General features: G+C 61.4%; 21 protein-coding genes. 13 read left to right on the top strand and 8 right to left on the bottom strand.

Going from position 1 to position 25,057, the window contains the following annotated elements; genetic code table 11:
• Positions 1 to 7: 7 nt before the first annotated feature.
• On the bottom strand, positions 8 to 1,537 hold the full coding sequence (locus G5182_RS05285; RefSeq protein WP_144714306.1) for an EAL domain-containing protein: 1,530 nt from the start codon (positions 1,535 to 1,537) through the stop codon (positions 8 to 10).
• Positions 1,538 to 1,789: 252 nt separating this feature from the next.
• Between G5182_RS05285 and G5182_RS05290 the strand changes: the two genes are divergently transcribed.
• A complete protein-coding gene (locus tag G5182_RS05290) occupies positions 1,790 to 2,695 on the top strand; it encodes a TIGR01777 family oxidoreductase (protein WP_227342047.1) in 906 nt (301 codons plus the stop codon).
• Positions 2,696 to 2,821: 126 nt separating this feature from the next.
• Here G5182_RS05290 and G5182_RS05295 read toward each other — a convergent pair whose 3' ends face one another.
• Both G5182_RS05295 and G5182_RS05300 read right to left on the bottom strand, forming a co-directional pair.
• On the bottom strand, positions 2,822 to 5,269 hold the full coding sequence (locus tag G5182_RS05295) for an ABC transporter permease (protein ID WP_227342046.1): 2,448 nt from the start codon (positions 5,267 to 5,269) through the stop codon (positions 2,822 to 2,824).
• Between the two features lie 36 nt (positions 5,270 to 5,305).
• The gene (locus tag G5182_RS05300) at positions 5,306 to 6,001 is read right to left on the bottom strand and encodes an ABC transporter ATP-binding protein (RefSeq protein ID WP_216952998.1); all 696 of its coding nucleotides are present in this window, start codon (positions 5,999 to 6,001) and stop codon (positions 5,306 to 5,308) included.
• Positions 6,002 to 6,057: 56 nt separating this feature from the next.
• On the opposite strand from G5182_RS05300, the gene G5182_RS05305 reads away from it, so the two are divergent.
• The gene (locus tag G5182_RS05305; protein WP_227342045.1) at positions 6,058 to 6,669 is read left to right on the top strand and encodes an arylesterase; all 612 of its coding nucleotides are present in this window, start codon (positions 6,058 to 6,060) and stop codon (positions 6,667 to 6,669) included.
• Positions 6,670 to 6,686: 17 nt separating this feature from the next.
• Here G5182_RS05305 and G5182_RS05310 read toward each other — a convergent pair whose 3' ends face one another.
• Positions 6,687 to 10,142 (bottom strand): NahK/ErcS family hybrid sensor histidine kinase/response regulator, encoded by a 3,456-nt coding sequence (locus G5182_RS05310; RefSeq protein WP_421254237.1) that lies wholly within the window; start codon positions 10,140 to 10,142, stop codon positions 6,687 to 6,689.
• A gap of 346 nt (positions 10,143 to 10,488) precedes the next feature.
• On the opposite strand from G5182_RS05310, the gene G5182_RS05315 reads away from it, so the two are divergent.
• From G5182_RS05315 to G5182_RS05325, 3 genes are read left to right on the top strand one after another with little or no spacing between them, the layout of a single operon-like run.
• The gene (locus G5182_RS05315) at positions 10,489 to 11,100 is read left to right on the top strand and encodes a DUF2975 domain-containing protein (protein ID WP_201949613.1); all 612 of its coding nucleotides are present in this window, start codon (positions 10,489 to 10,491) and stop codon (positions 11,098 to 11,100) included.
• 7 nt (positions 11,101 to 11,107) lie between these two features.
• Positions 11,108 to 11,317 carry a helix-turn-helix domain-containing protein gene (locus G5182_RS05320; protein ID WP_201949611.1) on the top strand — a complete coding sequence of 70 codons (210 nt, stop codon included), beginning with the start codon at positions 11,108 to 11,110 and terminating at the stop codon, positions 11,315 to 11,317.
• 6 nt (positions 11,318 to 11,323) lie between these two features.
• A complete protein-coding gene (locus G5182_RS05325) occupies positions 11,324 to 12,541 on the top strand; it encodes a hypothetical protein (RefSeq protein ID WP_227342043.1) in 1,218 nt (405 codons plus the stop codon).
• A gap of 77 nt (positions 12,542 to 12,618) precedes the next feature.
• On the opposite strand, the gene G5182_RS05330 is transcribed toward G5182_RS05325, so the two are convergent.
• Entirely contained in the window at positions 12,619 to 13,773 is a 1,155-nt protein-coding gene (locus tag G5182_RS05330; protein WP_227342042.1) for a 3-phenylpropionate MFS transporter, read from the bottom strand.
• A gap of 289 nt (positions 13,774 to 14,062) precedes the next feature.
• Positions 14,063 to 16,168, bottom strand: a complete 2,106-nt coding sequence (locus G5182_RS05335) for a TonB-dependent hemoglobin/transferrin/lactoferrin family receptor (protein WP_159158318.1) — start codon at positions 16,166 to 16,168, stop codon at positions 14,063 to 14,065.
• 193 nt (positions 16,169 to 16,361) lie between these two features.
• Here G5182_RS05335 and G5182_RS05340 point away from each other — a divergent pair, with 193 nt between their 5' ends.
• The 3 genes from G5182_RS05340 to G5182_RS05350 are packed head-to-tail and all read left to right on the top strand — an operon-like array spanning position 16,362 to position 18,334.
• On the top strand, positions 16,362 to 17,333 hold the full coding sequence (locus G5182_RS05340; RefSeq protein ID WP_219295846.1) for a ChaN family lipoprotein: 972 nt from the start codon (positions 16,362 to 16,364) through the stop codon (positions 17,331 to 17,333).
• A gap of 25 nt (positions 17,334 to 17,358) precedes the next feature.
• On the top strand, positions 17,359 to 17,913 hold the full coding sequence (locus G5182_RS05345) for a cysteine hydrolase family protein (RefSeq protein WP_005348211.1): 555 nt from the start codon (positions 17,359 to 17,361) through the stop codon (positions 17,911 to 17,913).
• Between the two features lie 37 nt (positions 17,914 to 17,950).
• The gene (locus G5182_RS05350) at positions 17,951 to 18,334 is read left to right on the top strand and encodes a hypothetical protein (RefSeq protein ID WP_005335256.1); all 384 of its coding nucleotides are present in this window, start codon (positions 17,951 to 17,953) and stop codon (positions 18,332 to 18,334) included.
• Positions 18,335 to 18,421: 87 nt separating this feature from the next.
• Here the strand turns inward: G5182_RS05350 and hutZ are convergent, their stop codons facing one another.
• Together hutZ and hutX are read right to left on the bottom strand one after the other, a co-directional pair.
• Positions 18,422 to 18,979, bottom strand: coding sequence for a heme utilization protein HutZ (gene hutZ, locus G5182_RS05355; RefSeq protein WP_042658521.1), 558 nt, complete (start codon positions 18,977 to 18,979; stop codon positions 18,422 to 18,424).
• A complete protein-coding gene (gene hutX, locus G5182_RS05360; RefSeq protein WP_005362516.1) occupies positions 18,976 to 19,488 on the bottom strand; it encodes a heme utilization cystosolic carrier protein HutX in 513 nt (170 codons plus the stop codon). The genes hutZ and hutX overlap by 4 nt, the downstream gene beginning before the upstream one ends.
• A gap of 170 nt (positions 19,489 to 19,658) precedes the next feature.
• On the opposite strand from hutX, the gene G5182_RS05365 reads away from it, so the two are divergent.
• The 5 genes from G5182_RS05365 (at position 19,659) to pepE (ending at position 24,938) form a co-directional block, all read left to right on the top strand.
• Positions 19,659 to 20,510, top strand: coding sequence for a heme/hemin ABC transporter substrate-binding protein (locus G5182_RS05365; RefSeq protein ID WP_227342041.1), 852 nt, complete (start codon positions 19,659 to 19,661; stop codon positions 20,508 to 20,510).
• On the top strand, positions 20,507 to 21,538 hold the full coding sequence (locus G5182_RS05370; RefSeq protein ID WP_166740553.1) for a FecCD family ABC transporter permease: 1,032 nt from the start codon (positions 20,507 to 20,509) through the stop codon (positions 21,536 to 21,538). Before G5182_RS05365 ends, G5182_RS05370 begins: the two co-directional genes overlap by 4 nt.
• An 11-nt stretch (positions 21,539 to 21,549) precedes the next feature.
• Complete coding sequence (locus tag G5182_RS05375; RefSeq protein ID WP_227342040.1) at positions 21,550 to 22,362, top strand: heme ABC transporter ATP-binding protein; 813 nt, start codon at positions 21,550 to 21,552, stop codon at positions 22,360 to 22,362.
• A gap of 232 nt (positions 22,363 to 22,594) precedes the next feature.
• Entirely contained in the window at positions 22,595 to 23,956 is a 1,362-nt protein-coding gene (locus G5182_RS05380; RefSeq protein ID WP_227342039.1) for an endonuclease/exonuclease/phosphatase family protein, read from the top strand.
• Positions 23,957 to 24,200: 244 nt separating this feature from the next.
• Complete coding sequence (gene pepE / locus G5182_RS05385) at positions 24,201 to 24,938, top strand: dipeptidase PepE (protein ID WP_041210546.1); 738 nt, start codon at positions 24,201 to 24,203, stop codon at positions 24,936 to 24,938.
• The last annotated feature ends 119 nt before the right edge of the window (positions 24,939 to 25,057 follow it).

The following is a 25,057-nucleotide window of genomic DNA, read 5'->3' on the forward strand; positions in this document are numbered from 1 at the left end:
CACCCGTTCAGCCAAACAGGGTCTTGCAAAACTGCTTCATCGGAATGGGGCGGCCGTAGCGATATCCTTGCAGATAGTCAACGTGGCGAGCCCGCAGGTAGTCCGCCTGCGACTGCTTCTCGACCCCCTCCGCGATCAGGATCAATTCAAGTCGCTTCGCCAGATCAATCACGTTTTCAACGATATGGCTGGAGAGTGCATCCGTACCGATCATCTCTACAAAGCTACGGTCAATCTTGATTGCATCGACCTGAAACTGCTGCAGATAGGTCAGACTGGAGTGACCGGTGCCAAAGTCATCGATAGCGATCAACACGCCCAGTTTGCGCAACTCGGCAAACATCCGGGCGGTTGTCTCATCAGCCACCAGCAGCTCCCGCTCCGTCAGCTCCAACCCCAAATCAACGGGATTGTCCTTAAACGCGTCGAGAAAGGCCTTGCAGTCAGCCAACAGGTCGAGATCCTGGAAGTGCTTGGCGCTGATATTGAAGCAAAAATGAAACTTTGCCGGCAGCTTGCGGGCATAAGGGGAGAAGTGGTCACGCACCTCGGCCATCAACAGGCTGGTCATGGGCACGATCAGGCCGCTATCTTCCGCCAGCGGGATAAAGCGATCCGGCGAGATCATCCCCTGCTTGGGATGCTGCCAGCGCATCAGCACCTCACAGCCACGCCACTGCTCATCCTCACCGGAGACCACCGGCTGCAGGTAGGGGATAAACTCCTCCTCGATCAACGCCCGCTTGAGCTCCTCCGCTGGTGAGCTGCTACGCCCCATCAGCCTGAAGGTGCCGAATCCAATCAGCAGCGCCAGCAGTGGAGAGAGGATCAAGGTATCTCTGGAGTAGCGCCATGCGTGGCTCAAGTAATCATGCACCGTGATCCGGGTGACGACCTGATAGGGGAAATCGGCCGAAGCGAGGGCAATATAACCCTCTTCTGCCGGAGAGGGCGCCGCCCCGAACTGACCCGAGCCAAACAGTGCCCTCTGCCCCACCACCAGAGCCATCGGGGAGTTCTTGCTGGAGATCTCCAGGGTATTGCGCAGGTAGTAGCCATCCACACCGATCAGCACACTCCCCTTGTCCGTTTCGTGGCGCAGCACGATCAGGGGGCGATCCGGTGTGACCTCATTGCCTGGCAGCAGTTGCAGCCTGCCATCCACATAACTGTCAGGGTTGAAGGGGCCATCGTAGTCACCATAGAGCGAGGTGCAATAGATACGATTTCCTATAGCCAGATTGGCAGAGCGGACATCAGGCACAGTGGCAACCTGTTCGCGCAGCAGTTGTGCCGCCTCCTTGCAGGAGTGACCAAGCATCCCCTCCACATTGATGGCCGCTTGCCGGGCATGGCCGATGGAGCGATCAAACATCATCCGGGCATGCTGCAACCGTGAATCGGAATCATGCTCTATCTCGGTCACTGTCTGCCAGATAACGGCAACAACCCCCAGCAGCAGGATCCCGCCCCCCATCAGTAGTGCCACCAGAATCCTCGAGTAAAGCTGGCGAAGTTTCAAACGACGAAATGGCATGGCGGCCTCTTTGATGCTCGGATGGTGGGTGACAGCCCCGGTGGACAGGCGAAAGGGTCGCCATAATAGCGATTGAACAACAAATGTCCACCCGACAAAAATCAATCAATTCAAACTATTGTTCAACAATATGTCGCAAGAAGAGGATAGAGTTAACATCAGTCGAATGAACAAAACGTGTCAAACTCGTCCACTTGTTGAAGGAGGACGACGCCATTAGAGTAGAGCAAACGGCAGCAGGAGCGTGCAACGATGAAGATTCTGATTACCGGAGGAACCGGCTTTATCGGCCGCAAGCTGGTTGCCCATCTCAAGGTCAATCACGAGGTCGTGGTATTGAGCAGGCAGGGGAGCCGCGCCTACTCCCTGCTCGGTCACGATATCAAGGTATTGGATAACCTTGACCGGCTCGATGACCTCAATGACGTGGACGCAGTGATCAATCTGGCGGGTGAACCCATCGCCGCCGGACGCTGGAGCGAATCGCGTAAACAGCTGCTCTGCGACAGCCGCTGGCTGCTGACCGAGCAGCTGGTGGATCTCATCAAGCTCTCCACAACGCCGCCCAAGGTGCTGATCAACGCCTCCGCCATCGGCTGGTATGGCAGACAGGGCACCGAAACCCTCGACGAGCAGTGCCGCTCTCCCAACGACGAGTTCACCCACCAACTCTGCCAACAGTGGGAGACCCTGGCACTGGAAGCACAAAGCAAGCAGACCCGGGTCTGTATCGTGCGGATCGGGCTGGTGCTCGGCATGGATGGGGGAGCGCTACCCAAAATGCTCCCCCCATACCGACTCGGACTCGGCGGCCCCATGGGGTCGGGCAGCCAGATGATGAGCTGGATCCATGTGCAGGATCTGGTGCGCGCCATCCTGTTCATACTGGAGCACGAAGAGTGCAGCGGCATCTTCAACGGAACCGCCCCCCATCCGGTCAGCAACCGGGAGTTCAGTGAGACTCTGGCCGCGACCCTGCACCGTCCACACCTCTTCTTCGTCCCGGCGCCGCTGTTGCAACTGGTGATGGGGGAGGCGGCAGATCTGCTGCTGACCGGACAAAAGGTGATACCAGTTCGGCTACAACAGGCCGGTTTCCACTTCAGCTATCCCGAGCTGCCGAGTGCCCTCGCCAATCTGCTGCGCGAGCCCCGCTAACTCACACCTGTTCGCTGCGTCCACTCGTCAGCACCTCGCATAGCAAGCAGCCCGACCAAGGCCGGGCTGCTTGCTTATTGCGGCTGCGCTATTGCACCTTGTGTGTATCGGCTCGCGCTGGCCGGATTACAACAGTCCCTGACCCAGCCCCCGCAGCCGATCGCTCAGGGTGCCAGCCAGCAGCTGGCGCTGCATCCCCTGCCCCGCCAGCGTCACCAACAGCGCCCCCAGAGTCGGCAGGCCAAGCCAGATGGCCCAGTGAAACTGCCACACCCCCTCGAACCACCACCACTGCAGGCCAAAGGAGCAGAGCTCCACCACCATGGCGGCGCAGAGCCCCGCCAGCGCACCACTGGCCACCAGCTCCCAACGCAGCATCTTTTTCAGCAGTTCGCTGCTGGCACCCAGGGTGCGCATCAGCAGCAGTTCGCGCCGACGCTGAGCCATGCTGGCTTGGGTCTGGGTCAACAGCACCAGCAGCGCGGCCACTGTCACCAGCCCCAGCATCAGCGCCAGTGCACGGCTCACCTGCTCCGATACCTGAGTGAGCCGCGCAATCAGGTCATCCACATCGATAAGACTCACCGTGGGGTGGCGGCGGATCAACTCCACCTCGGCAGTGCGCCCCGCCTCGGGCAGCCGGTAGCTGCCAAGCCAGGTACGGGAGAAGGGTGCCAGCAGATCCTCGGAGAAGATCATGTAGAAGTTGGGGCGCATATTGTCCCACTTGATGCTGCGCAGACTGGTGACCCTGGCGCCGAAGCTGCGCCCCTCGATGGTAAAGGCGAGCATGTCCCCCAGCTTGATATCGAGCCGCTTGGCCAACTCGCTATCCACCGACACCTCGCCGGACCCGGCAAGCCACTTCCCGGCCACCAGCTTGTTGTCGGTTGGCAGGGTAGCCGTGGTGGTGAAGTTGAGCTCCCGATCTACCCCCTCGCGGCCACTGCTGGCCCCCTCGCCCACCGCCTCACCGGCAATATGGGTCAGCCTGCCGCGCACCATGGGATAGAAATCGGAGGTGGTGGCCCCGGCCGCCGCCAGTTCGCTCAGGATCCCCTCCCGTTCGTTCTCGGTCACATTGACCAGAAAACGGTTGGGTGCATCAACGGGGAGACGGGCCGAAAACTCATCCAGCAGATCGACCCTGGCCGCCCAGAGCAAGCCAAACAGCATCAATGCCAGCGCAAAGCCCGCCAACTGAAACAGGCCGCTGCTGCGCTCGCGCGACAGGTGGGCCAGAGCCAGCCGCAAGGCATGAGGCCCGTTCACTCTTGCTCCCAGCCGCAACATCAGCGCCGCCAGCAGGGCCAGCAGCCCCATCAGCAAGCCCATACCACCGACCAGACCCAGCGCCAGCCGCACATCGGCGGTAAAGCCCCAGACCAGCGCAAACAGCCCGAGCAGACCGACCGGCAGGGCCAGCCAGGGGGGAATCCCCGCCTCCAGCTCGCGACGCAACACCCGTAGCGGCGGCACCTTCAGCAGCCGCAAGAAGGGCACAAAAGCGAGCAGCAGGGTGATAAAGAGCGCCACTGCCACGCCCAGCACAAAGGGGCGCCAAGAGGGGGGCGGCAGATCCGGCGGCAGCAGGTCCCCCAGCAGTTGCAAGGTGATCCACTGCATGGCAGTGCCCGCCACCAGACCCAGCAACGCGCCGATCAGCGTCAACGACAGCAGCAGGGTTCCCATCAGTTGCCAGAGCGAGCGACGGGATGCCCCCAGGGTTTTGAGCAGCGCCACCATATTGGTCTGGCGCTCGGCAAAGTGGCGCACAGCGATCCCCATCGCCAACGCCCCCAGCAATACCCCGCTTAGGGAAGCAAGCCGGAAGAAACGCTCGGCATTGGCCAGCGAGCGGCCGACACGGGATTCGCTGTCATCCGGTTTGATCCACTTCTGTCCGGCCTGCAACTGCGGCAATAGCCACTGTTCGTAACGAGCAAGCGACTCTCGCGGCCCCTTGAACAGATAGCGCCACTGCTGGCGGCTGCCGGGGAGCAGAGCGCCGGTCGCCTCGATATCAGCGCTATGGATCAGTGCACGCGGCGCCAGCAAGAAGGGGCTGAAACCCTGATCCGGTTCCTCGCCAAGCAGACCGGCCACCTTGAGCACCGTATTGCCCACCTCCAGCTCATCCCCCGTTTTGGCCTTAAGCAGCTGCATCACCCGGGCGGAGAGCCAGATCTCGCCGGGGGCCGGGGCGCGGGCAGGTTCCAGAGTGAGCTTGCCATAGAAGGGAAAACCATCGGGCACCGCCCGAATGGAGGCGAGCTGCAACGCATCGCCATGAAACAGCATGCTGTTGAAGCTGACGGTGATCTGCACCGCCAAGCCATCCTGTTTCGCTCGTTCCAGCCAACCATCCGGCAGGGCGGCGGCGGTGCGCAGCACCCGATCCGCTCCGATAAAGTCGCGGCCAGACGCCTTGAGTCCGGCATCGAGCCGATCCGCCACCAATGCCACACTCAAGACACACGCCACGCTAAGCGCAAGCGCCAGCACAAACCAGCGCAGCTCGCCGCTGAAACCTTCCCGGCGCAGCAGTCGCCATCCCAATCGCCACGGCATCATCCCTTGCATCTCCCGCCTGACCCGCAGCTCACCCCGTTACACCACATCATGGGCCACCTCGAGATCCAGTCTGCCCGCCGTCATGACCAGTTGCCGCTGGCAACGCTCGGCCAGCTGATGATCATGGGTCACTACCACTAGCGTGGTGCCGTGCTTGCGATTGAGTTCAAACAGCAGCTCGATCACCTTCTCGCCGGTCTTGCTGTCGAGGTTGCCGGTCGGCTCGTCTGCCAGCAGCAGGCTGGGACGGGTCATAAAGGCGCGAGCGATGGCCACTCGCTGCTGCTCGCCGCCAGAGAGCCGTGGCGGCAGATGGTGCAACCGCTCGCCAAGCCCGACAGCCGCCAACAGCTCGCGGGCCCTCGGCTCGCAGTGGCGCTCGCCACGCAGCTCGGCAGGCAGCATCACATTCTCCAGCGCAGTCATGGTCGGGAGCAGCAGGAACGACTGGAACACAAAGCCGATCTGCTCGGCGCGCAACCGGGCCCGCCCCTCCTCATCCAGCTCGCCCAGGGATTTGCCGAGGATTTCGATATCCCCCTGACTCGGCAGATCGAGCCCGGCCAGCAGCCCCAGCAGGGTGGACTTGCCGGAGCCGGAGGCACCGACCAGAGCCACCGTCTCGCCACTATTGACTTGCAGATCGATCCCTTCAAGGATGGTGAGGCTTTCCTGGCCGAGGCGAACCGATTTGCCGAGGCCCTTGACGACAATAATGGGGGTTGAACTCATGCTCTGTATCCTTTGTTCCAATCCCTTGATGACAATCCATAGCGGGAGTTGAATTGATGGTGCGTATTCTGTTTGCCTTGTTTGTTGGCCTCGGCAGCCTGCTCTCGTCGGCTCAGGCCCAGACCCTACTGGTGCTGGGTGACAGTCTGAGCGCCGGCTATCAAATGCAGGCTGAGCAGAGCTGGCCTGCCCTGCTCAACCAGAAATGGCAGGAGGAGGGGGGCAAACACACCCTGCTCAATGCCAGCATCAGCGGTGAAACGACACAAGGGGCGCTGGCCCGTCTGCCTGCGCTGCTGAAGGAGCACAAGCCAGACTGGCTTCTGATCGAACTGGGGGGCAACGATGGCCTGCGTGGCTTCGCGCCGACCATTACCCGCCAGAATCTGGCCAGCATGATCGCGCTCGCCAAGGAGCAGCAGACCCGTGTGGTGTTGACCCAAATCCAGCTGCCCCGCAACTACGGTGCCCGCTATCTGCGCCAGTTCGAACAGATCTTTCCCGAGTTGGCCCAGGCTAACGATCTGCCCCTGCTGCCCTTCTTCATGGATGATATTGCGCTGCGCCCTGAACTTATGATGAACGATGGTATTCATCCCACCCCTGCGGCCCAGCCCAAGATCCGCGACAAGGTAGCCGGTTTTATTGAGCCCCTTATGGAGCCATAAGAAACATCTCCCCCTGTTTAACTCAGCAGCAGGCTGTTCATCAGGGCCCGCAGTTTGAGTGGTTTGACCGGCTTGCTGATGTAGCCATACCCCCGCTCGCGGATCTGCGCCTGCAACTCGCTCTTGCGATCGGCACTGATGATGATGCCTCCCAGCTCGTCGCCACATACCCGTTGCAGGACAGCGAGCGCCTCCAACCCGGTCTTGCCGTCATCGAGGTGGTAGTCGGAGAGCACCAGTCTCGGCACAAACCCGTCAGCCACCAGCGCCTCGGCTTCGGCCAGATCGACGGCGCAGCGCACCTCGCAGCCCCAACGGCAAAGCAGGGTGCTCATGGCGGTCAGAATGTCCCGCTCGTTGTCGATGCAGAGCACGGCCACCCCCTCCAGCTGGCTGTCGCGCGCCACCGGCGCCGCCAGCTGATAGGCCGTGACCGGCCGGGTCGCCAGATTGAGGGTCACCGCAAAGACCGATCCCTTGCCCGGCCAGCTCTGCAATGTGAGCTGATGACCGAGCACCTGCGAGATGCCACGGGCGATGGCGAGCCCCAGACCCAGCCCCTGCTCCTTGGCGGTGCGGGAGTGATCGAGGCGGGAGAACTCGTCAAAAATAGCCTCCTGCTTGTCCTGCGGGATGCCGGGGCCGTTGTCCCATACCTCGATGCGGATCTTCTCCCCCATCCGGCGACAACCGAGCAGCACCCGGCCACCCGGGTTGTAGCGAAACGCATTGGTGAGGAAGTTCTGCAGCACCCGACGCAGCAGCCGCACATCGCTGTGTACCGCATGCTTGCTATCCACCACCGAGAAGTGGATCCCCCCCGCCTGCGCCAACACGCCAAACTCCGCCTTGAGGTTGTCGAGCAGATCGCGCAGGGCAAAGTCGAGCTTCCTGGCCTTGAACTTGCCCGCTTCGAGCCGCGAGATATCGAGCAGATCGGTGATGAGATCCTCGGTCGCCCCCAGCGCATCGTCGATATGGCGGGCGATGCGGGCCTGCTCGCCAGCATCGGGCAACATCTCCAGCAGGGAGGAGGTAAACAGCTTGGCCGCATTGAGGGGCTGGGTCAGATCGTGGCTGACCGCCGCCAGAAAACGGCTCTTGGATTGATTGGCCCGCTCCACCTGCTGGTTCACCAGCAATAGTTGGCGGTTGAGTTCGGAGAGCTCACAGGTACGCTCGGCCACCCGCGCCTCCAGATGTTCGTTCGCTTCGCGCAGCACCCGCTCCGCATCACGAAACGGGGTGATGTCGGTAAAGGTCATGACGAAACCACCGGCGGGCATGGGGTTGCCCTGCATCTCGATCACCCGCCCGTCCGGGCGCTCCCGCGCCGAGATATGGGCGCTGCCCCGCTTCATAAAGGCGACCCGCCGCGCCACGTGCTCCTCGATATCGCCGGGGCCACAGAGCCCCTGCTGGGCGTTGTAGCGGATGATCTCCTCGATGGGGCGCCCTGCCTGAATAAGCCCCGGCGGATAGTGGAACAGCTCGATGTAGCGGCGGTTCCAGGCGACCAGCCGAAGCTCCCTGTCCACCACCGAGATCCCCTGCCCGATATGCTCAATCGCCCCCTGCAGCAGGCCGCGGTTGAAGCGAAACACGTCGGATGCCTCATCGACGATGGTGGCGATCTCCTCGAGCTGCATGTTGCGCCCCTGCAGGGCAGAGGCAAGCACCAGCCGTGCCGACGAGGTACCAAACACCCCCGCCAGCAGCCGCTCGGTGTGTGCAATCAGCTCGGCCGAAGCCTGCATCTGCGGAGCAAGGGTGCCGCCCCGCTCACCGGCGAAGCGACCAAAAGCGCGCTTGACCCGGCTTGAGCCGACAAAACGAGCCGCCAGCATCTCCAGCTCCTTGACCGAGACCCGCGCCTGATAGAGGGCGGCGGTATCGCGGCTCGGCTTGCCGACAAAGTTGGCCGCCTGCAGCCGCTCGCTCACCGCAGGGCGCGACAGAAGCGAGCCTGCCACATAGCCGAGCAGGTTGAAGAGCAGGCTCAGGAAGATGCACCAGGCCCCGAGACTCAGCTCGCGAAACGCGGGCCAGTCCGGCGGCGCCAGCAGCTCGGCCAAGGGCGAGCCCGCCAGCAAGCCACTCTCCACCAGCAGAGTCACGAACCAGAGGCTCACTCCGAGGCTCAACCCAAGATAGACCCCCTTGCGATTGCCGTGGCGCCAGTAGAGACCGAGCAGCAGAGCCGGCGCAAACTGGGCCACCGCGCCAAAGGAGAGGTAACCGATGCGCGACAAGCTGGTGAGATCGCCGAGCCATAGGTAGAGCCCCCAGGCCGCCAGCAAGATCAGCAGGATGGCGCCACGGCGCACCTGCAACAGCAGACGCACCAGCCGCTCGTCGCGCCCCTGCCGCCAGAAGCGGCGCAGCAGCACCGGCAGCACCAGATCGTTGCTCACCATGATGGCCAGCGCGATGGTGCAGACGATCACCATGCCGGTGGCCGCCGAGGTGCCGCCGAGAAACGCCAGCATCGCCATGCCATCGAAACCGAGGGCCATCGGCAGACTGATCACATAGGTGTCGGAGGCCATGTCGGCCCCCACCCACTGTTTGCCCGCCAGTGCCAGCGGCCAGATAAAGAGCCCCATCACGAACAGGTAGAGCGGGAAGATCCAGCGCGCCCAGTGCAGATCCTGCCCCTGATTGTTCTCCACCACAGTCACATGAAACTGGCGCGGCAGGCAGATAACAGCGCACATCGCCAGCACCGTGTAGATGGCAAGCTCCAGCAGGTTGCCGGGGCTCACCGCCACCACCTGCGCAAAGAAGTCACGGGTCACCTGCTCGTGAGCCTCGCCCGGTTTGCTCAGGATCAGCCAGAGGGCAAAGCCCCCCACCGCGATAAAGGCCAGCAACTTGACCACCGACTCGAAAGCAATGGCCACCACCATCCCCCTGTGGTGCTCGGTGGCATCGAGATGGCGGGTGCCGAACAGGATGCTGAACAGCGCCAGCAGCAGAGTGACCCCGAGCGCCAACTCGCTGGTATTGCTGGTCGGGCTGATGCCGCCACTGTTGACCATCAGCAGATCCAGCCCGGTGACGATGGCTTTGAGCTGCAATACCAGATAGGGGAGGATCCCCATGATGGCGATGAGGGCGATCACCATGGCGAGCCGCTGGGATTTGCCGTAACGGGCGGCGATAAAGTCAGCGATGGAGGTGATGTGCTCGCGCTTGGCCACCAGAATAAGGCGGGCCAGCAGCCGCCAGCCAAACAGAAAGACCAGCATGGGGCCAAGGTAGATGGGCACCGGCGACCAGGGCGATTCACTCGCCTGCCCCACGGTGCCGAAGAAGGTCCAGGAGGTGCAGTAGACTGCCAGCGACAGGCTGTATAGCAGCGGTTGCCCCTTGAGACGGTGCCGTTTGTGCTTGTCTGCCACGAAGGCGATCAGAAACAGCAGCCCCAGATAGGTGAGCGACAATCCGATCAGCAGCCATCCCTGGTGCATCGATAACTCCTTGTCCATGTTGAGTTTTTGTATACAACCTCGCCAGTCTAGAGAGGCAGCAGCCAAAAGTCATCCCCTTCGAACGGATTGAAATTATCGTTTTTCAATAAGTTTAGCCTTGACTCTATATCGCAAAACGATAAACACTAGCATCTGTTTATTGATAAACAATAATTTCATGCGCGCACGCTCCATCTTTTTTCTCTTTCAAGCAAGAGGTGAAACGATGAAACACCATACGCTCGGACACATCAGCGACCTGATCGAATGGTGCCTGCTGCTGACCCTGCTGACAGCACCGTTCATGGCCCTAATCTTTCTGTCACATTCCATCTGGAGATAAACGATGAAACACAACAAGCTCGAACGAATGAGCGGCCTGATCGAGTGGGTTCTGCTATTTGCACTGGTGGCCACCCCACTTATGACCGTCATGGGAGCCTGGTCACACCTGTTGGGTGGCAACGACTATCTGCATCAGGAGCTGGTCGATGCCCTGGCAGTGAATGACGGTTCCACACTCAGTAATGTCCCACTGAACATGCCCTCACCAGTAGTGACCACTACGGCCCCCTCGATTGCCGACTACCCCCTCAATGTGGGTACCCGCCTGCTGGCGACCTTGGTCATGCTGCTGCCTGATGTAGTTTTCATGCTCATCCTGTGGCAACTGCTCCAGCTGTTTCGTGGCTATCGATGCGCCATGCTGTTCACCTTCGACCAGATCCGTCGTTACAAAATGATCGGACTGCTGCTGTGTGCCAGTTTCATCGCCGAGATCATCACCACGCCACTGCTGGATATAGCGCTCACTCTGCAAGGCCCTGAACTGCACGGCACCATCAATATCAGCTCCTCAAACTTTCAGTTGCTGCTGGCCGGATTGATCGTCTCAGCGCTGGCACTGGTCATGCGCGAGGCCAAACTGCTGGCCGATGAACAGCAACTGACGGTGTGAGGAACATATGCCCATTATCATCCGCCTCGATGCCCTGCTGGCCGAGCGCAAAATGACCGCCCGCGAGCTGGCCCAGCGCATCGACATCACCGAGGCCAATCTCTCGATCCTCAAGAATGGCCACGCCAAGGCGGTGCGCTTCTCCACTCTGGAGGCCATCTGCCGTGAACTCAATTGCCAGCCCGGCGATCTGCTGGGCTACGAGCAGGAGCACTAACCCCTTATGAGTCGTCATATCACCCTGTTTGCCCTGTGGCTGCTGCCGCTGTGGGCCTGCGCTGGCAATGACGCGAGCGGCCCCCGCTATCTTATCGAGCGGGGCGCCAGCGCCAATGTGCTGCAAGTGCGCCTCACCATGCAGGGCAAGCCCCCTTTTACCCTGCTCCCCGCTCGTCAGTTGCCGGGCAGTGCCACGCCGGTTTCCCCCGCGCTGGTCTGCCTTGCAGACAACCAGCCGGTTGCCCTCAACCAGCCCTTCTCCTGCAAAGAGGTTGGCTGGCAGATCACGCTCACACCGGCTCCGACAGTGGGTGCGGATGCCTCGGCCCAACAGTCGCTTCTGTTCGCTCCCAACCAGTGGCTATTGACCGAATGGGGTAACTTTGTGCGCCAGCAGGGGAGCCGCCAAGGGAAGGTATGTCTGCCGGATGGCAGCTGCCAACCGTTACCGGATGTCAACCAGCCACCGCTGATCTTGCCATTTGGTCTGCAAACTGTGCCCGTCACCAAGCCGGATCCGCGGCTGGTGCTGAGCCATGACGAGACCGCCAATCAGCTCGATCTGCCGGCCTTGCAGCAGCAACTGAATGAGATCATCGACTATCTGGCCTTCCAGCTCGATGTGGATCCACCCACTCACCCGTGGCAACTGGTGTGGCTGGGGCGGGATGTGGCGACCCGCTCTCTCGGCGGCGCCGCCGGAGATCAGGTGTTTGTCGCCAACTACCCCACCGAGGCTGGCAAACCGACGCCACAGGCCCCCTTGCGCCTGCTGCGCACCTCGGCCCACGAGGCGGTGCATATCCTGAGCGCTCGCCACTCTGCTCCACAACCCACCTGGGTCAACGAGAGCCTCGCCGAGTACCTTGCCATCAAGGCGCTACGCCGCTTTCGGCTGCATCAAGTCACGGCGGTCAACGAGCTGGCCGAGTGGGGCAAACAGCTGCCCCATAGCGATAGCGGTCTCTATCGGGCGGCCCGCGAGGTGATGGCTGGCGATCGCTCCTACTACCCGCTCTTTTACGTCAAGGGGAGCGCCTTCTGGGAAGCGCTGGAGCGGGAGCTGCAACACAATGACGTGACGCTGCCCCAACTGCTGCCCCAACTGGGCTGGCTGCCGGATGGCCGCTTTGATGCCGCATCCAATGAGCTGCTTGCCGGCACCATCGGCTCGGATACCTGGCGCCGCCTCAGCCGCCTCTATCTTGGCGAGCAACAGTAACGCCGCAAACCGCAGCAACGAAAAAGGGAGAGCCGTGGCTCTCCCTTTTGTTAGGTGATGATTCAAATAGACAAATATCAGGCTGGAGCACTCTCCTGCGCAGACGGCGCAAAGGGGCGCAGCCGCAGGAAGAACACCGGCAAGACCACCAGCACCATCAGGAAGAAGATGCCACCGCCGAGAGGCTCGAACAGCACGCCGCAGAGCGCCATCAGGGCCGCCACCGTCATACCGAGGCCAAGGGCCGCATAGAGCGCCTGGGTCGGGATCAACTGCTCGGCGGGTAGCTGGCGAGTCATGAAACGCACCGCCCCGAGATGACTCATACCGAACGTCACCGAGTGGAGCAGTTGCCCCAGCACCAGCACCCACAACTCGGTCGAGGCCCCCAGCAATACCCAGCGCACCACGCAACCGATGGCACCAGCGATAAAGAGGCTCTGGGCGCCAAAGCGCTGCAAGAACCGCTTGTCAGCGGCGAACATGCAGATCTCGGCTACCACCCCGAGCGCCCAGAGATAGCCGATGATGGTGCCGCTATACCCTTGCGCCTTCCAGTAGATGGCGCTGAAACCGTAATAGGCGGCGTGGCTCCCCTGCAGCAGAGCGGTCAGCAGCAAGAAACGACGTACCGGTGCGCTGCGCAGGGTTGCCAGCAAGGACGCCTTGGCCCGCTCGCCCTGACTATCCTGTGGCGCCGGATAGAGCGGCAGCCAACTGAGCAGCAGCATCAGCACCAGCCCCGCCACCATGGTGTGCAAAATCCAGTCGCTGCCGAAGTTGCCCACCAGTGCCCCCACCAGCGTCGAGGCGACAATAAAGGCAAACGAACCGCACAGCCGCACCTTGCCGTAATCGAGGTGCGCCTGCACCACCATGCGGGTTGCCAGCGCCTCACCCACCGGCATCAGGGTCGGATAGATAAAGTTCGCCAGCAGGGTCAAACCCACCAACCACCAGAGGTGATGGCTGAGATAGAAGCCGAGAAACGCCAGCAGACTGAGCAGGGAGAGCAACCGGGTAACCGGCAGCAGATGGCCCGCCCCCTTGATCTGCCCCATCACCATCAGGTTGCCGGCAAAGCGGATCGCCATCCCAGCCCCCAGCAGGAGACCAATCATCTCGGCGCTGACGCCCACCCCCTCCAGCCAGAGCGACCAGAACGGCAAGTAAGCACCGTAGACAAAATAGAAGGCGCCGAAAAAGAGCGCTAACCAGGAAAACGCGGGCATAGATCCTCTGCAACCGGATGACGGGAGCAGAATGATAACCCATCCTCCCCCGCAGATCCCGATGGAAACCCCGCGCAGAAAACGAAAAACTTCAATAAAATTGAACTATTACCGAATAGGCGGGGTCTACTTGATAACACCTCCTCCTGGTTAGTGTTGCAATCCTTCCACCCGCCCACGGCGGGTTTCTTTTTTTAGGCAAACATCTGCTCTGCGCCATCGTCACAACATGGCGGCGACAAAAAAGGGGCCGAAGCCCCTTTGATCATCTGCGTCTGTTGTTTGCTCTTTAGAATACGTATTTGACCCGTGCACTCAGGTTGCGGCCCGGTTCGGTCATCATGCTGTTATCGGAGCCCTCGGCACGACCGGCGATGCGCTCGTAGCTGGTGTACTCCTTGTCAAACAGGTTGAAGACCCCGACGTTGAGCTGCAGATCGCTCATCGGGTTGAACTGAGCGTACATATCCACCACACCCCAACCTGCGCTCTTCACGTAATCGTTGCCTTTGCTGTCTTTACGGACTTTGTCCATGTCGTCAGCAAAGCGCAGCGCGGTGTTGAAGTTCCATTGGGCCTGTTCCAGACGCACACCGACCGAGCCGTTGAGCGGGCTCAGGCTGTTGATGTAGTTGCCATCCCCATCCTTGCCTTCGATGTAGGCGAGGTTGCCCCAGACATTGACGATGTCGTTGAGCCAGTAATCCGCCTTGGCTTCGACCCCTTTGGTGGTCGCCTTGCTCAGGTTCTGGTACTGGTAGACGGCGGTGCGCCCCTCTTTGCCCACTTCCACCATCTCGATGAAGTCTTCAAACTTGTTGTAGAAGCTGGCTACTTCATAGCTGAAGCCGTTGCTGCTGCCACGCACGCCGAGATCGATGCCGTCGCTGCTCTCCGGATTGAGGTTCGGGTTGGGCTCGATGCGATAGCCGTACGCCTGATGGTTCAGAGTGGAGAAGGCGCTGTCATACATGGGGGCCTTGAAACCGTGGCTGTACTGGGCGAACAGGTTGGCCGCCTCGTGGGCCTTGAACACCAGGCCCAGCTTGGGTGACAACTCCCCTTCGGAGAACTTGTGCAGCTTGTCGCCGGTATAGGCCGGATCGTTGTCCGGGGTCATCCGGTAGTAGTCATAACGGGCACCCGGGGTCAGCACCCAGCGCTCGCCAAACTTGATCTCGTCAAAGGCCCACAGGGCGCTGCGCTCGCTGGTGGTAGCCGGGAAGCTCAGCTCGTTGTAGCCGACAAAATCACCGGGAGTCGTCGGCCCCTTGTAACGGGTACGTTCGTTGTCGGTGTGCTCGTATTCAGCCCCCCAAGCCAGGCGGTGGTTGGCGACTGCCTTGTGGAACTGCAGCTGGGCGCCGATGTTCTTCTGATCGAACACGTTGTGATCCAGCGAGTTTTTGGTCACATAGGGGTTGCCGGGGCTGACTGGATACTTGGATGAGGCGTACTGATCCAGCGTCTGCTTGGTGCGGGCGAAATAGACCTTGCTATCCATCCGATCGGCCCAGCCTTGATTCAGCGCGATGCCGTGATCCAGCACCACTGAGAGGTTGTCGGTCTGCTTGTCGGTGATGGGCTGATCAAAGACACGGGCAGTGCCGGTACCGACCTTGTTGAGCTTGACCGCATCCGGCTCCTCGCCATCGGTCAGGTAGTCAACGGTCAGCTTGAGGAACTGCTCATCGGAGAGGTTCCACTTGCTCTTGAGCAGCAGGGCGTGGGTACCGATATCGAAGTCGTTCTTGGTGGAGTCGAAATTCTGGGTCACACCGCCATCGCGCCAGGTGTAGCGCAGCAGGTTCTCCACTTCACCAGTGCGCAGGGCGCCGGTAAAGCCCGCCATCTTCTGGTGGCTGCTGGAGGCGTAACCGCTGGTCACATCCAGATAACTATCCTTGCCCTTGAGGAAGTCGCTGGCATCCTTGGTGGTGATGGCAATCACGCCACCCAGCGCATCGGAGCCGTAGGCGGCAGACGCCGGCCCCTTGGCCACTTCTACCTGCTTGATCATGTCGGTATCGAAGTAGCTCTGGCCAACCCCGCCCTTGCTGTAGGCATCGTTCTGGCGCACACCGTCGCGCACCACCTTGACCCGGTTTTCCCCCATGCCGCGGATGATGAAGGTCTGCGCATCCCCCTGACCGCCCAGCACGGTCACACCGGGTTCGTAGCGGAACAGGTCGGCGACGTTGGTGACGACCTGCTCTTCAATCTGCTTGGCGGTGATCACCGAGATGGGGCCGGAGACATCTTCCAGTTTTTGCTCCATCCGTGAGCCGCTGACGACCACGACTTCATCCGCCTTCTGGGTGGCAGCAAAGACCTGGGAGGAGAGACCGGCCGCCACGGCGAGGGCAACCAGAGAGAGTGCGTTATGATGGGTCACAGCGAATCCTTATTGAGAACTGTTATCAAACAGGCCGCATATTACCCGGCTCTCGACAAAGATCAACAAGAAACGAAATCATTCTCATTTGTTTTGAACCAAATTGGTTTTACACTGTCGCCCTGTGTTGCCCTTATTCTCTATTAGCCCCCCGAGATGCACCGGCATCCGGGCATATCAGCCGTGAGATCCCATGATTAGACGACTTCCCCTGCTCGCCCTGCCGCTGCTACTGGCAGCCTGTGCCACCCCAACCCAGCCAACCGTGTCATCACAGTTGCAGACGCTCTATGACTACCGGCTAAGCAGCGAGGGAGATGCAGACCTGACGCTGGAGCAGGCAATCGCGCGAATTGCCGACGCCGACATCATTCTGGTGGGCGAGCTGCACAGCCATCCCGCCGTGCATCTGTTGCAATCGCGCCTGCTGAGCGGGCTCTACACCGCAGGTCAGCAGCACGGTCGGCCATTGGTCCTCTCCATGGAGCAGTTCAGCCGCGCCGATCAGAAGACGCTGGATGCCTATCTGGCGAACCAGATTGGTGAAGCGGCCTTGATCCGCGAAGGCAACGCCTGGCCCAACTATCCGAGCGACTACCGCCCGCTGGTGGAGTTTGCCAAGGCTCACCGTATGCCGGTGATCGCCGCCAACGCCCCCAAGCCGCTGGTGAGCTGTGTCGGTCAGGAGGGGGCTGAGTGGCTCGACAAACTGCCAGCCACACGTCGCAACCAGCTGGCCCGCCAGCTGACGCTGGGGGATGACCCCTACCGCCAGAAATTTATGGCCTCCATGCACCACGGCGATGCCGACAGCAACGCCCGCCGCTTCGCCGCCCAGACCAGCTGGGATGACACCATGGCCGAGAGCATGGTGGATTATCTCGCCAAGCACCCGGGCCAGCAGATCATGCATATCGCCGGCAATTTCCACGTCGAGGGGGGGCTTGGGCTCGCCAGTCGCATCGCCAGCCGCAATCCTGCCCTCAAGGTGGCGCTGGTCGTGCCCCGCACAGATGAGACCTCTGTTGCAGATCCCGCAGCCGATGTGCAGGTAACCATCATGCCGCTGCCTAAGCGCTGGCAAAACAGTGACGAGATGAAGCAAGATATGGGCGCGCTGCATCAATCCCGCAGTCGTGACTGCAGCCAGTGGCTGCAACCCTAATCTTCCAGGAAACGGCGGGTAAAATATGGATGTGTTACTGATCATCGATGTGCAGCAAGGCTTGTTCAACGAGCCCCGTTACCGCCAGGAGCAGGTGCTGGCCAATATCAATCGGGCTGCGGCCCATGTCAGGCAGCAACAGGGACGGGTCATCTATATCCAGCATGACTCGCCCCCCGGTACCGAACTGGAACCGGGCACCCCGGGTTGGCAGTTGCACAGTGCGCTGCAACCGGCCAAGGGAGAGAGCCGGGTGCGCAAAACGGCCTGTGACAGCTTTCTCGACACCGAGCTCGCCTTCCTGCTGGCCGAGCAGCCGGTCGATCGACTCATTCTCTGTGGCTGCGCCACCGATTTTTGCGTCGACACCACAGTGCGCAGTGCAGCCTCCCATGGGTACGAGGTGCTGGTGTTGAGCGATGGTCACACCACCGCCGATCGCCCCCACCTTAGCGCGGCCCAGATCACCGAGCACCATCACTGGATGTGGCGCCACCTCAGCCTGCCGGAGGGGCGCAGTGTCACCCTGCTCACCACCGACGAGCTGCTGGCAGTAACACCCGCCCTGCAGCCGTGCTAATCTGCGAACCTCGCCTCGTTTCTCACTGGAGTCTGTCGTGCGCCTGTTGTCTGCCACCCTGTTGTTGATTGTTCCCCTGCTGTCGGCCTGCTCCAGCTTGCCCGGACAGAAGTATGACGGGCCGGAACCCCTGTTTCTGACCCACATCAACGAGGAGGGGAGCAAGCGGTTCACCTTTGAAGCCGCACCCAACGACACCTTGCCGCGCGGCCTCTCGGCGGCCCAGAGCCAGCGGCTGCTGGAACAGCGGGAGGCGTTACAGGAGAACCTGCTGACCGAGACCCTGGCGACCAAGCAGTATTGCCGTCAGGGGTACATCGTGCTGAGCCAGACCTCCTGGAAGGTGCGGGGGGAGTGCAACGAAACGGCCACCGACGCCGATCGTCGCGCCTTTCCCAACAAGGCCAGCTGGCAGGATTGAACAGGCCGGATGAGATAACGCAATAAAAACGGGCAGCCCAATGGCTGCCCGTTTTGTTATGACGGCTGTCGTGGTCGACAGGGATCGTCAGACCGGCGCATCGGCCGGGCTGGTGAGCTCGGCACCGGTGTCGATGCGCTTGTGCCCCTCCACCAGATGGACGAAATCAACCAGCTCGTCACCGGAGACCGCGAACGCCTGGCCGAAGCCCTTGACGAACAGCCCCTGCTCCGGCTTGAGGCGGAACAGTTTGAAATCCTTGAGGTTGGAGAGACCCTTGATGATCTCGCCAAAACGCCCCTCCAGCGCCGCCACCGCCTTGCTCCAGCGGGCGTCGTCACGGGCCACCACTTCAGCCACCGCATCGAAGGTCAAGCGCTTGCGGGCAAACAGCTCGCGGGCACCGCTCTCATCCTCGATCAGCATCAGGGATACTCGCGGCACCTGTTGCAGGTTACGGGCGTGGCGAGCGATCTCGGAGATCAGCACATAGTAGCCATCTTCCTGCAGCACGAACGGGGCATAGCTGGCGTTGGGATTGCCTTCGCCATCGACGGTGGCGAGCTGCAGGGTGCGGCAGCTGTCGCGAAACTCGCGGATCTCCGGTTGCAGACGGTTCTGCAGACGCTCCTGACGTTCACTCATGCTTTGACTTCCTCTTGAGAGTTGTGGCGCAGCGCCATGAAACGGGTGACCTGATCGGCCAGCAACTGGCGTTTCTCGTCGCGACCCAGATAGACCTTGAAAATGCAGCGGCCGGAGTGACCGAAGAACTGGAAGGAGTGCCCCTCCTTGCCCATGAACAGCTTGCTGACCAGCGCAATCCCCGCCACGTTGTCGAGCTTGAGGTGACCATGCAGCTCACCGTCGCGGCCCATCAGGTTGTAGTAACCGCGTGCATCCTTGCCTTTCGGGAAGGGGGCTTTTACCTCGAAGATGGAACCTTCTGATTCGACGATGGTGGTCACCGGGCCCCAGTCGGCCAGATCTTCCAACAGACCTTGTGCGCGATCGGCGGGCAGCAGGGTCACCAGCTCGGCGGGCAGATGGCGAACCACCTCCCATTCGCTGATGGCAAGCTGGGCAGCCAGGGTGGACGGATGAGCGCCGGGATCCTGCTCCAGCAGCGCGTGAATGCGTTGTGCAATGCTCATGTTTTCTCCCTCTGCGGGACCAGGTCGTCCCGCTGTTTATCATGGCGGCTACTCTAATAAAGCACTGGAATCAATGCAATTGATAATTGCTATCATTATCAGTGCATTTTTTCCAAAGCCTTGATATTCTCGGCGGCACACCCGTTTCATTCACCCCTTCGGAGGTTAGCATGGGCCGTCGTCTTGCCCTCGCCATCACCCTGCTCTGCAGTTCACTCTCTCCCTTCTCTGCCGTTGCCGCCGACGGACAGAAAGAGCGTATCGTCAGTATCGGCCCGGCCACCACAGAACTCATTCTGGCCCTTGGCGGTGAATCGAGCCTGATCGCCACCGATGTCAGCAGCCCCTTGCCAAAAGGGTTGCCCAAGGTGGGTTATCACCGGGCGCTGGCCGCCGAAGGGATCCTGAGCCTCTCCCCCACCCGACTGGTGGGCAGTGACGAGATGGGGCCGGCCCCGACCCTGGATCAGCTGCGCCGTGCCGGGGTCAAGGTGGAGGTGCTGGATACCGCGCCGACCCTCGCCAACCTCAACCAGCGTATCGACACCCTCGCCAGCCTGCTGGGCGACAAAGCCGCTGGCGATCGCCTGAAGGCAGAGATCCAGGCTCAGACCGATCAGCTGGCGGCGCAAGCCAAACAGAACAAACCGCTCAAGGTCGCCTTCCTGCTGCTGCACAAGGGGCAACCCACCAGCATCGCCGGGGGGGACACCACCGCCAGCGCGCTGATTTCGCTGGCAGGTGGCATCAATCCGGTCGCCGATTTGCGCAACTACAAGCCGGTATCCGCCGAATCCCTCATCGAGATGCAGCCCGATCTGGTGCTGGTCAGCGGTCGTGACTGGCAGCAGTATGCCGATCCGGCCAAGGTGCTGGCAGAAGTACCCGCCCTGGCCGCTACCCCGGCTGGCAAGCGTAACGCCATTCACGCCATCGACGGCCACGCCCTGCAAGGGGGCCTGAGCCTCAACTCCCTGCAACAGGCGAACCAGATCGCCCAGTGGATCAAGCAGGGGTCATGATGCGGTTACCCCTCTCCTGGCTGCTGGCCTTTACCACGGCCGCACTGGCACTGTTGCTGCTCGGTTCGCTGGCAACCGGCCCCATGACCCTCACCCTGGGCGAGAGTCTACGGGCGCTGTTTGCCGGGCAGGAGAGCGGGATTGAGTCACACAAGCTGCTGATCGTGCAGGAAATTCGCCTGCCGAGAACCCTGCTCTGCATCGCAGTGGGGGGGATCCTCGGGCTCTGTGGCGCCGTGATGCAGGGGCTGTTTCGCAACCCCCTGGCTGACCCCGGCATCATAGGTGTCTCCGGCGGTGCGGCGCTTGGGGCTGCACTCGCCATCGTGCTGCTGGCCCCCCTCGGCCAGCAGCTGCAAGCCACCATCGGGGTTGGTCTGCTGCCGCTGCTCGCCTTTCTCGGCGGCGCGCTCACCACCACCCTGGTCTATCTGCTCGGCACCCGTGAGGGGGGCACCTCGGTCACTGTTATGCTGCTGGCCGGGGTCGCCATCACGGCGCTCTCCGGCGCGGTGATCGGCCTGCTCACCTATCTGGCGGACGATCAGATGCTGCGCAACCTGAGCCTGTGGCAGATGGGAACGCTGGCGGCAGGCAAACCGGCCGATGTGGCGCTAGCCCTGCTCACTCTGGTGGCCCTGCTGTGGCTCTTTATGCGCGATGCCAATCCCCTCAACGCCCTGCTGCTGGGTGAAGGGGAGGCCCGTCATCTGGGGGTCAATGTGCAATCCCTCAAACGTCGCCTGATCCTGCTCACCGCAGCGGGCGTCGGCGTGGCGGTGGCGGTAGCGGGGATGATCGGCTTCGTCGGGCTGGTTGTGCCCCATCTGGTGCGCCTGCTGGCGGGTCCCAACCATGTCAGGTTGCTGCCACTCTCGGCCCTGCTTGGCGCCGCCCTGCTGCTGGCAGCCGATATGCTGGCGCGCACCCTGCTGGCCCCGGCCGAGCTGCCGGTGGGCATCATCACCGCCCTGCTCGGCGCTCCCTTCTTCATCTGGCTGCTGGTAAAAGGCCGCCGCGCCCTGTGATACGGACTGTTATGCAACCACTCTCATCCTCACTCTCCTCCCCCCTGTTGAGCTGCAGCCGACTCAGCCTGCGCCGTGGCCAGCGCCAGATCCTGGATGGGCTCGATCTTAGTCTCGAGAGCGGTACCCTCACCGCGCTGCTCGGTCCCAACGGGGCGGGCAAGAGCTCGCTGCTCAAGTGCCTGACCGGCGAGCTGGAATATGATGGTTCCATCACCCTGTTTGGCGCGAATCGCCAGCAGTGGGACAGCAGCCAGCTGGCCCACCGGCTCGGGGTATTGCCGCAAAGCTCCTCCCTCAACTTCCCCTTTCTCTGCGAGGAAGTGGTTGCCATGGGGCGCTTGCCCCACAGTGAACCGGCGGCGCGGCGCGACGAAATTGTGGCGGCGGCCATGACCCATGCCGGGGTCGAGCATCTGGCCAAGCGGCTCTATCCCGGGCTCTCTGGCGGCGAGCGGCAGCGGGTGCAGTTTGCCCGGGTGCTGGCGCAGATTTGGCAGGCCCCCTCTCCGACCGAGCAGGCCGAGCAACCCCGCTTGCTGCTGCTCGACGAGCCCACCTCGGCGCTGGATCTGAAATACCAGCATCAGCTGCTCACCATGGCGCGCGCCCTCGCCAGCCGCAATACAGCTGTGCTGGTGGTGCTGCACGACCTCAATCTGGCGGCGCGCTATGCCGATCGGCTGGTGATGCTGGAGCGGGGCAAGCTGATGGCCGATGGCACGCCTGCCGAAGTGCTCACCCCTGAGCTGATCGCCCGGCTCTATGACTATCCGGCACAGGTGATCCACCACCCCGAGAGCGGCCTGCCGATGGTGGTGTGACAAATTCAGAGTGCGGTAATGGTTGGCAGCGCGCGCTATTCATCCCGAAAACTGCAGCGTATAAACCGGTTTTTCACACCCCATGTCGCCCTGCTAACATTCATCATCGCCAGATATGTGGTGTGAATATCCTCACACTTTGCTCAGGCAAACCCCCCGCAGCATCACCGTCTACTTATAATGGCGCCGCCTCACAGAAGGCATAACTCATTGATGCTACGGAACAATTACAATGAAAAATATCAACAAAACCCTACTGGCTGCCGCCATCTCCCTCGGGATGCTGGCTGGCTGCAACAGCGACAACGACTCAAAGGCAGCTGATCCCATGGTTCGTTTTGCCACCTTCAACCTCTCTTTTGACCGCACTGCCGCCGGTATGCTGACAGGTGAGCTGGCCTTGACCCGCACCGAGCAGGATGCCCTGCTGGCCCGCCTCGCCGAAGGGAGCCTGAGCGGCGCCACTGAAACCAAAGCCAAGAACGTGCAGCAGATCCGCAACGTGGCGGAGATCATCCAGCGTACCCGCCCGGATGTGTTCCTGCTCAACGAGTTCGACAACGACGGCAAAGGCGAGAGCACCGCCGATCTGAAAGCCTTCAACGACAACTATCTGGCTCACGCCCAGCACGCAGAGGTGACGGCCATCAGCTATCCGGTGATGCAGAACTTCGCCACCAACACCGGCCTGATGAGCGGTTATGACCTCAATCTGGATGGCAAGGTTAACAGCGGCCCCGACGATGCCTGGGGCTTTGGCAACTACCACGGCCAGTACGCCTTTGCGGTGATGTCCAAATACCCCATCGACACCAAGCAGATCCGCACCTTCCAGAACTTCAAGTGGAAGGATATGCCGGGCGAGCAGAACCCCATCATCGATGACTGCAACAATCCCAAGGTCAAGATCCCGGCCAGCCGCCAGTGTGGTGATGCCTGGTATTCAGACGCAGCCTGGCAGCAGTACCCGCTCTCCTCCAAGAACCACGCCGATGTGCCGGTACGGATCAAGACCGAAAAGGGGGATGAGGTGATCCACTTCCTGATCTCCCACCCGACCCCGCCAATCTTTGCCAATGCGGCGCGCCACACCGTCAAACACAACCGCGCCGAGATCGCCTTCTGGAACGACTACGTCAAGGGGCTCAACTACATGACCGATGACAAGGGCACCAAGGGTGGGCTGGCCAAAAACGCCAAGTTTGTTATCGCGGGTGATCTCAACGCCGATCCACTCACCGGTGACGGCGACCTGACCGCCATTCAGGATCTGCTAAACAACCCGCTGATGAATCAGGCCATCACCAATGGCACCCTGATCCCGGTCAGCGAAGGGGGTCCGGAGTGTGTCAGCAAGGGGACCGACTGCAAACGCAACCTCAATCGCCCCAACCCGGAACGCATCACCAACTCCAGCGTGCTACAGCTGGATCACGTCATCCCCTCCGCCAACCTCAACGCGGTCAAGAGCGGCGTCTTCTGGCCTGCCAGCTTCGAGGCCGGTTATCACCTGGTCTATGATGCGAAACTCGGCATCGCCAAGGGAGTCAGTTCGGATCACCGCATGGTCTGGGTCGATCTCAAACTCGACTAACCCTGCCATGACCCCGCTGCGGCGGGGTCTTTTATTGGCGATGGTCAGCGAACTGAGCTCTGCTTATTAATCCACCAGTTGGCATTGAGTTATCCATCCATAACTCCTCCATAGCCGTTGAATGGGCCTCGCGATCACAGAACCACCTCGCCAATGGTGGTAGCATGCCTCCTCTTGCCATCCGGCCGCACGGCGGATCCGGTGGCCCTCCCTCCTCCGCTTTCACTTTTTGAGGAACGATTTGATGGAACTGCTTCTGCTTAGCAACGGTAAAGCCAACGAATTTCCGGGTCTGCTCGGCTGGGCCCGGGATCGGGTTCAAAGCCTGCTCGCGCGCAAACAGGTCAAGCGCATCCTGCTGATCCCCTACGCGGTGATCCGCAGCGACTGGGATGCCCGTGCCAACGAGCTGCAGGAGAGTCTGGGAGTCGATGCCATCAGCATCCACCACTTCGATGACCCGGTTGATGCCATCAATCAGGCGGACGCCATCTTTATCAGCGGCGGCAATACCTGGCGCCTCAACCAGATGCTGCATGAAAACGGCCTGATCGTGCCGATCCAGCGTGCCGTGCGCGAGCGGGGCGTCCCCTATGTGGGCTGGAGCGCCGGTTGCAACGTGGCGACCCCGAGCATCCGTACCACCAACGACATGCCGGTTTGCAGCGCCGCCGTACTGCCGGCACTGGGCCTGTTCCCGCTGCAGATCAACCCGCACTATCTGGACGCCAGCATCAGCGGCCACATGGGCGAGACCCGCGACGAGCGTCTGGCCGAGTTCTGCGCCATCAACCCGAGCGAGCACGTGGTGGCCCTGCGCGAAGCGAGTCTGCTGCAAATCACCGGAGAAAACGGCAGCGAGCGTCTGGAGTACTGGAGCGCCCGCGAGCAGGACTTCAAGATCTTCAAACACGGTCAGGAGCCGCAAGCCTTTATGGACGCAGCCCCGCTGGCCGAACTGACCCCCTTCAAGGTCGGCTGAGCCACGTAGAGCGCCGGGCCACTTGCCAGCGGATAGCTCGCGAAACAGTAAAACAAAAGAGGGATGGCTCAATGCCATCCCTCTTTTTTATCGTCATCTTTCAGCTGATTGCAGCCTGA

The sequence above is a fragment of the Aeromonas sp. 600948 genome (assembly GCF_049174875.1).
Taxonomy (GTDB): Bacteria; Pseudomonadota; Gammaproteobacteria; order Enterobacterales; family Aeromonadaceae; genus Aeromonas; species Aeromonas veronii_A.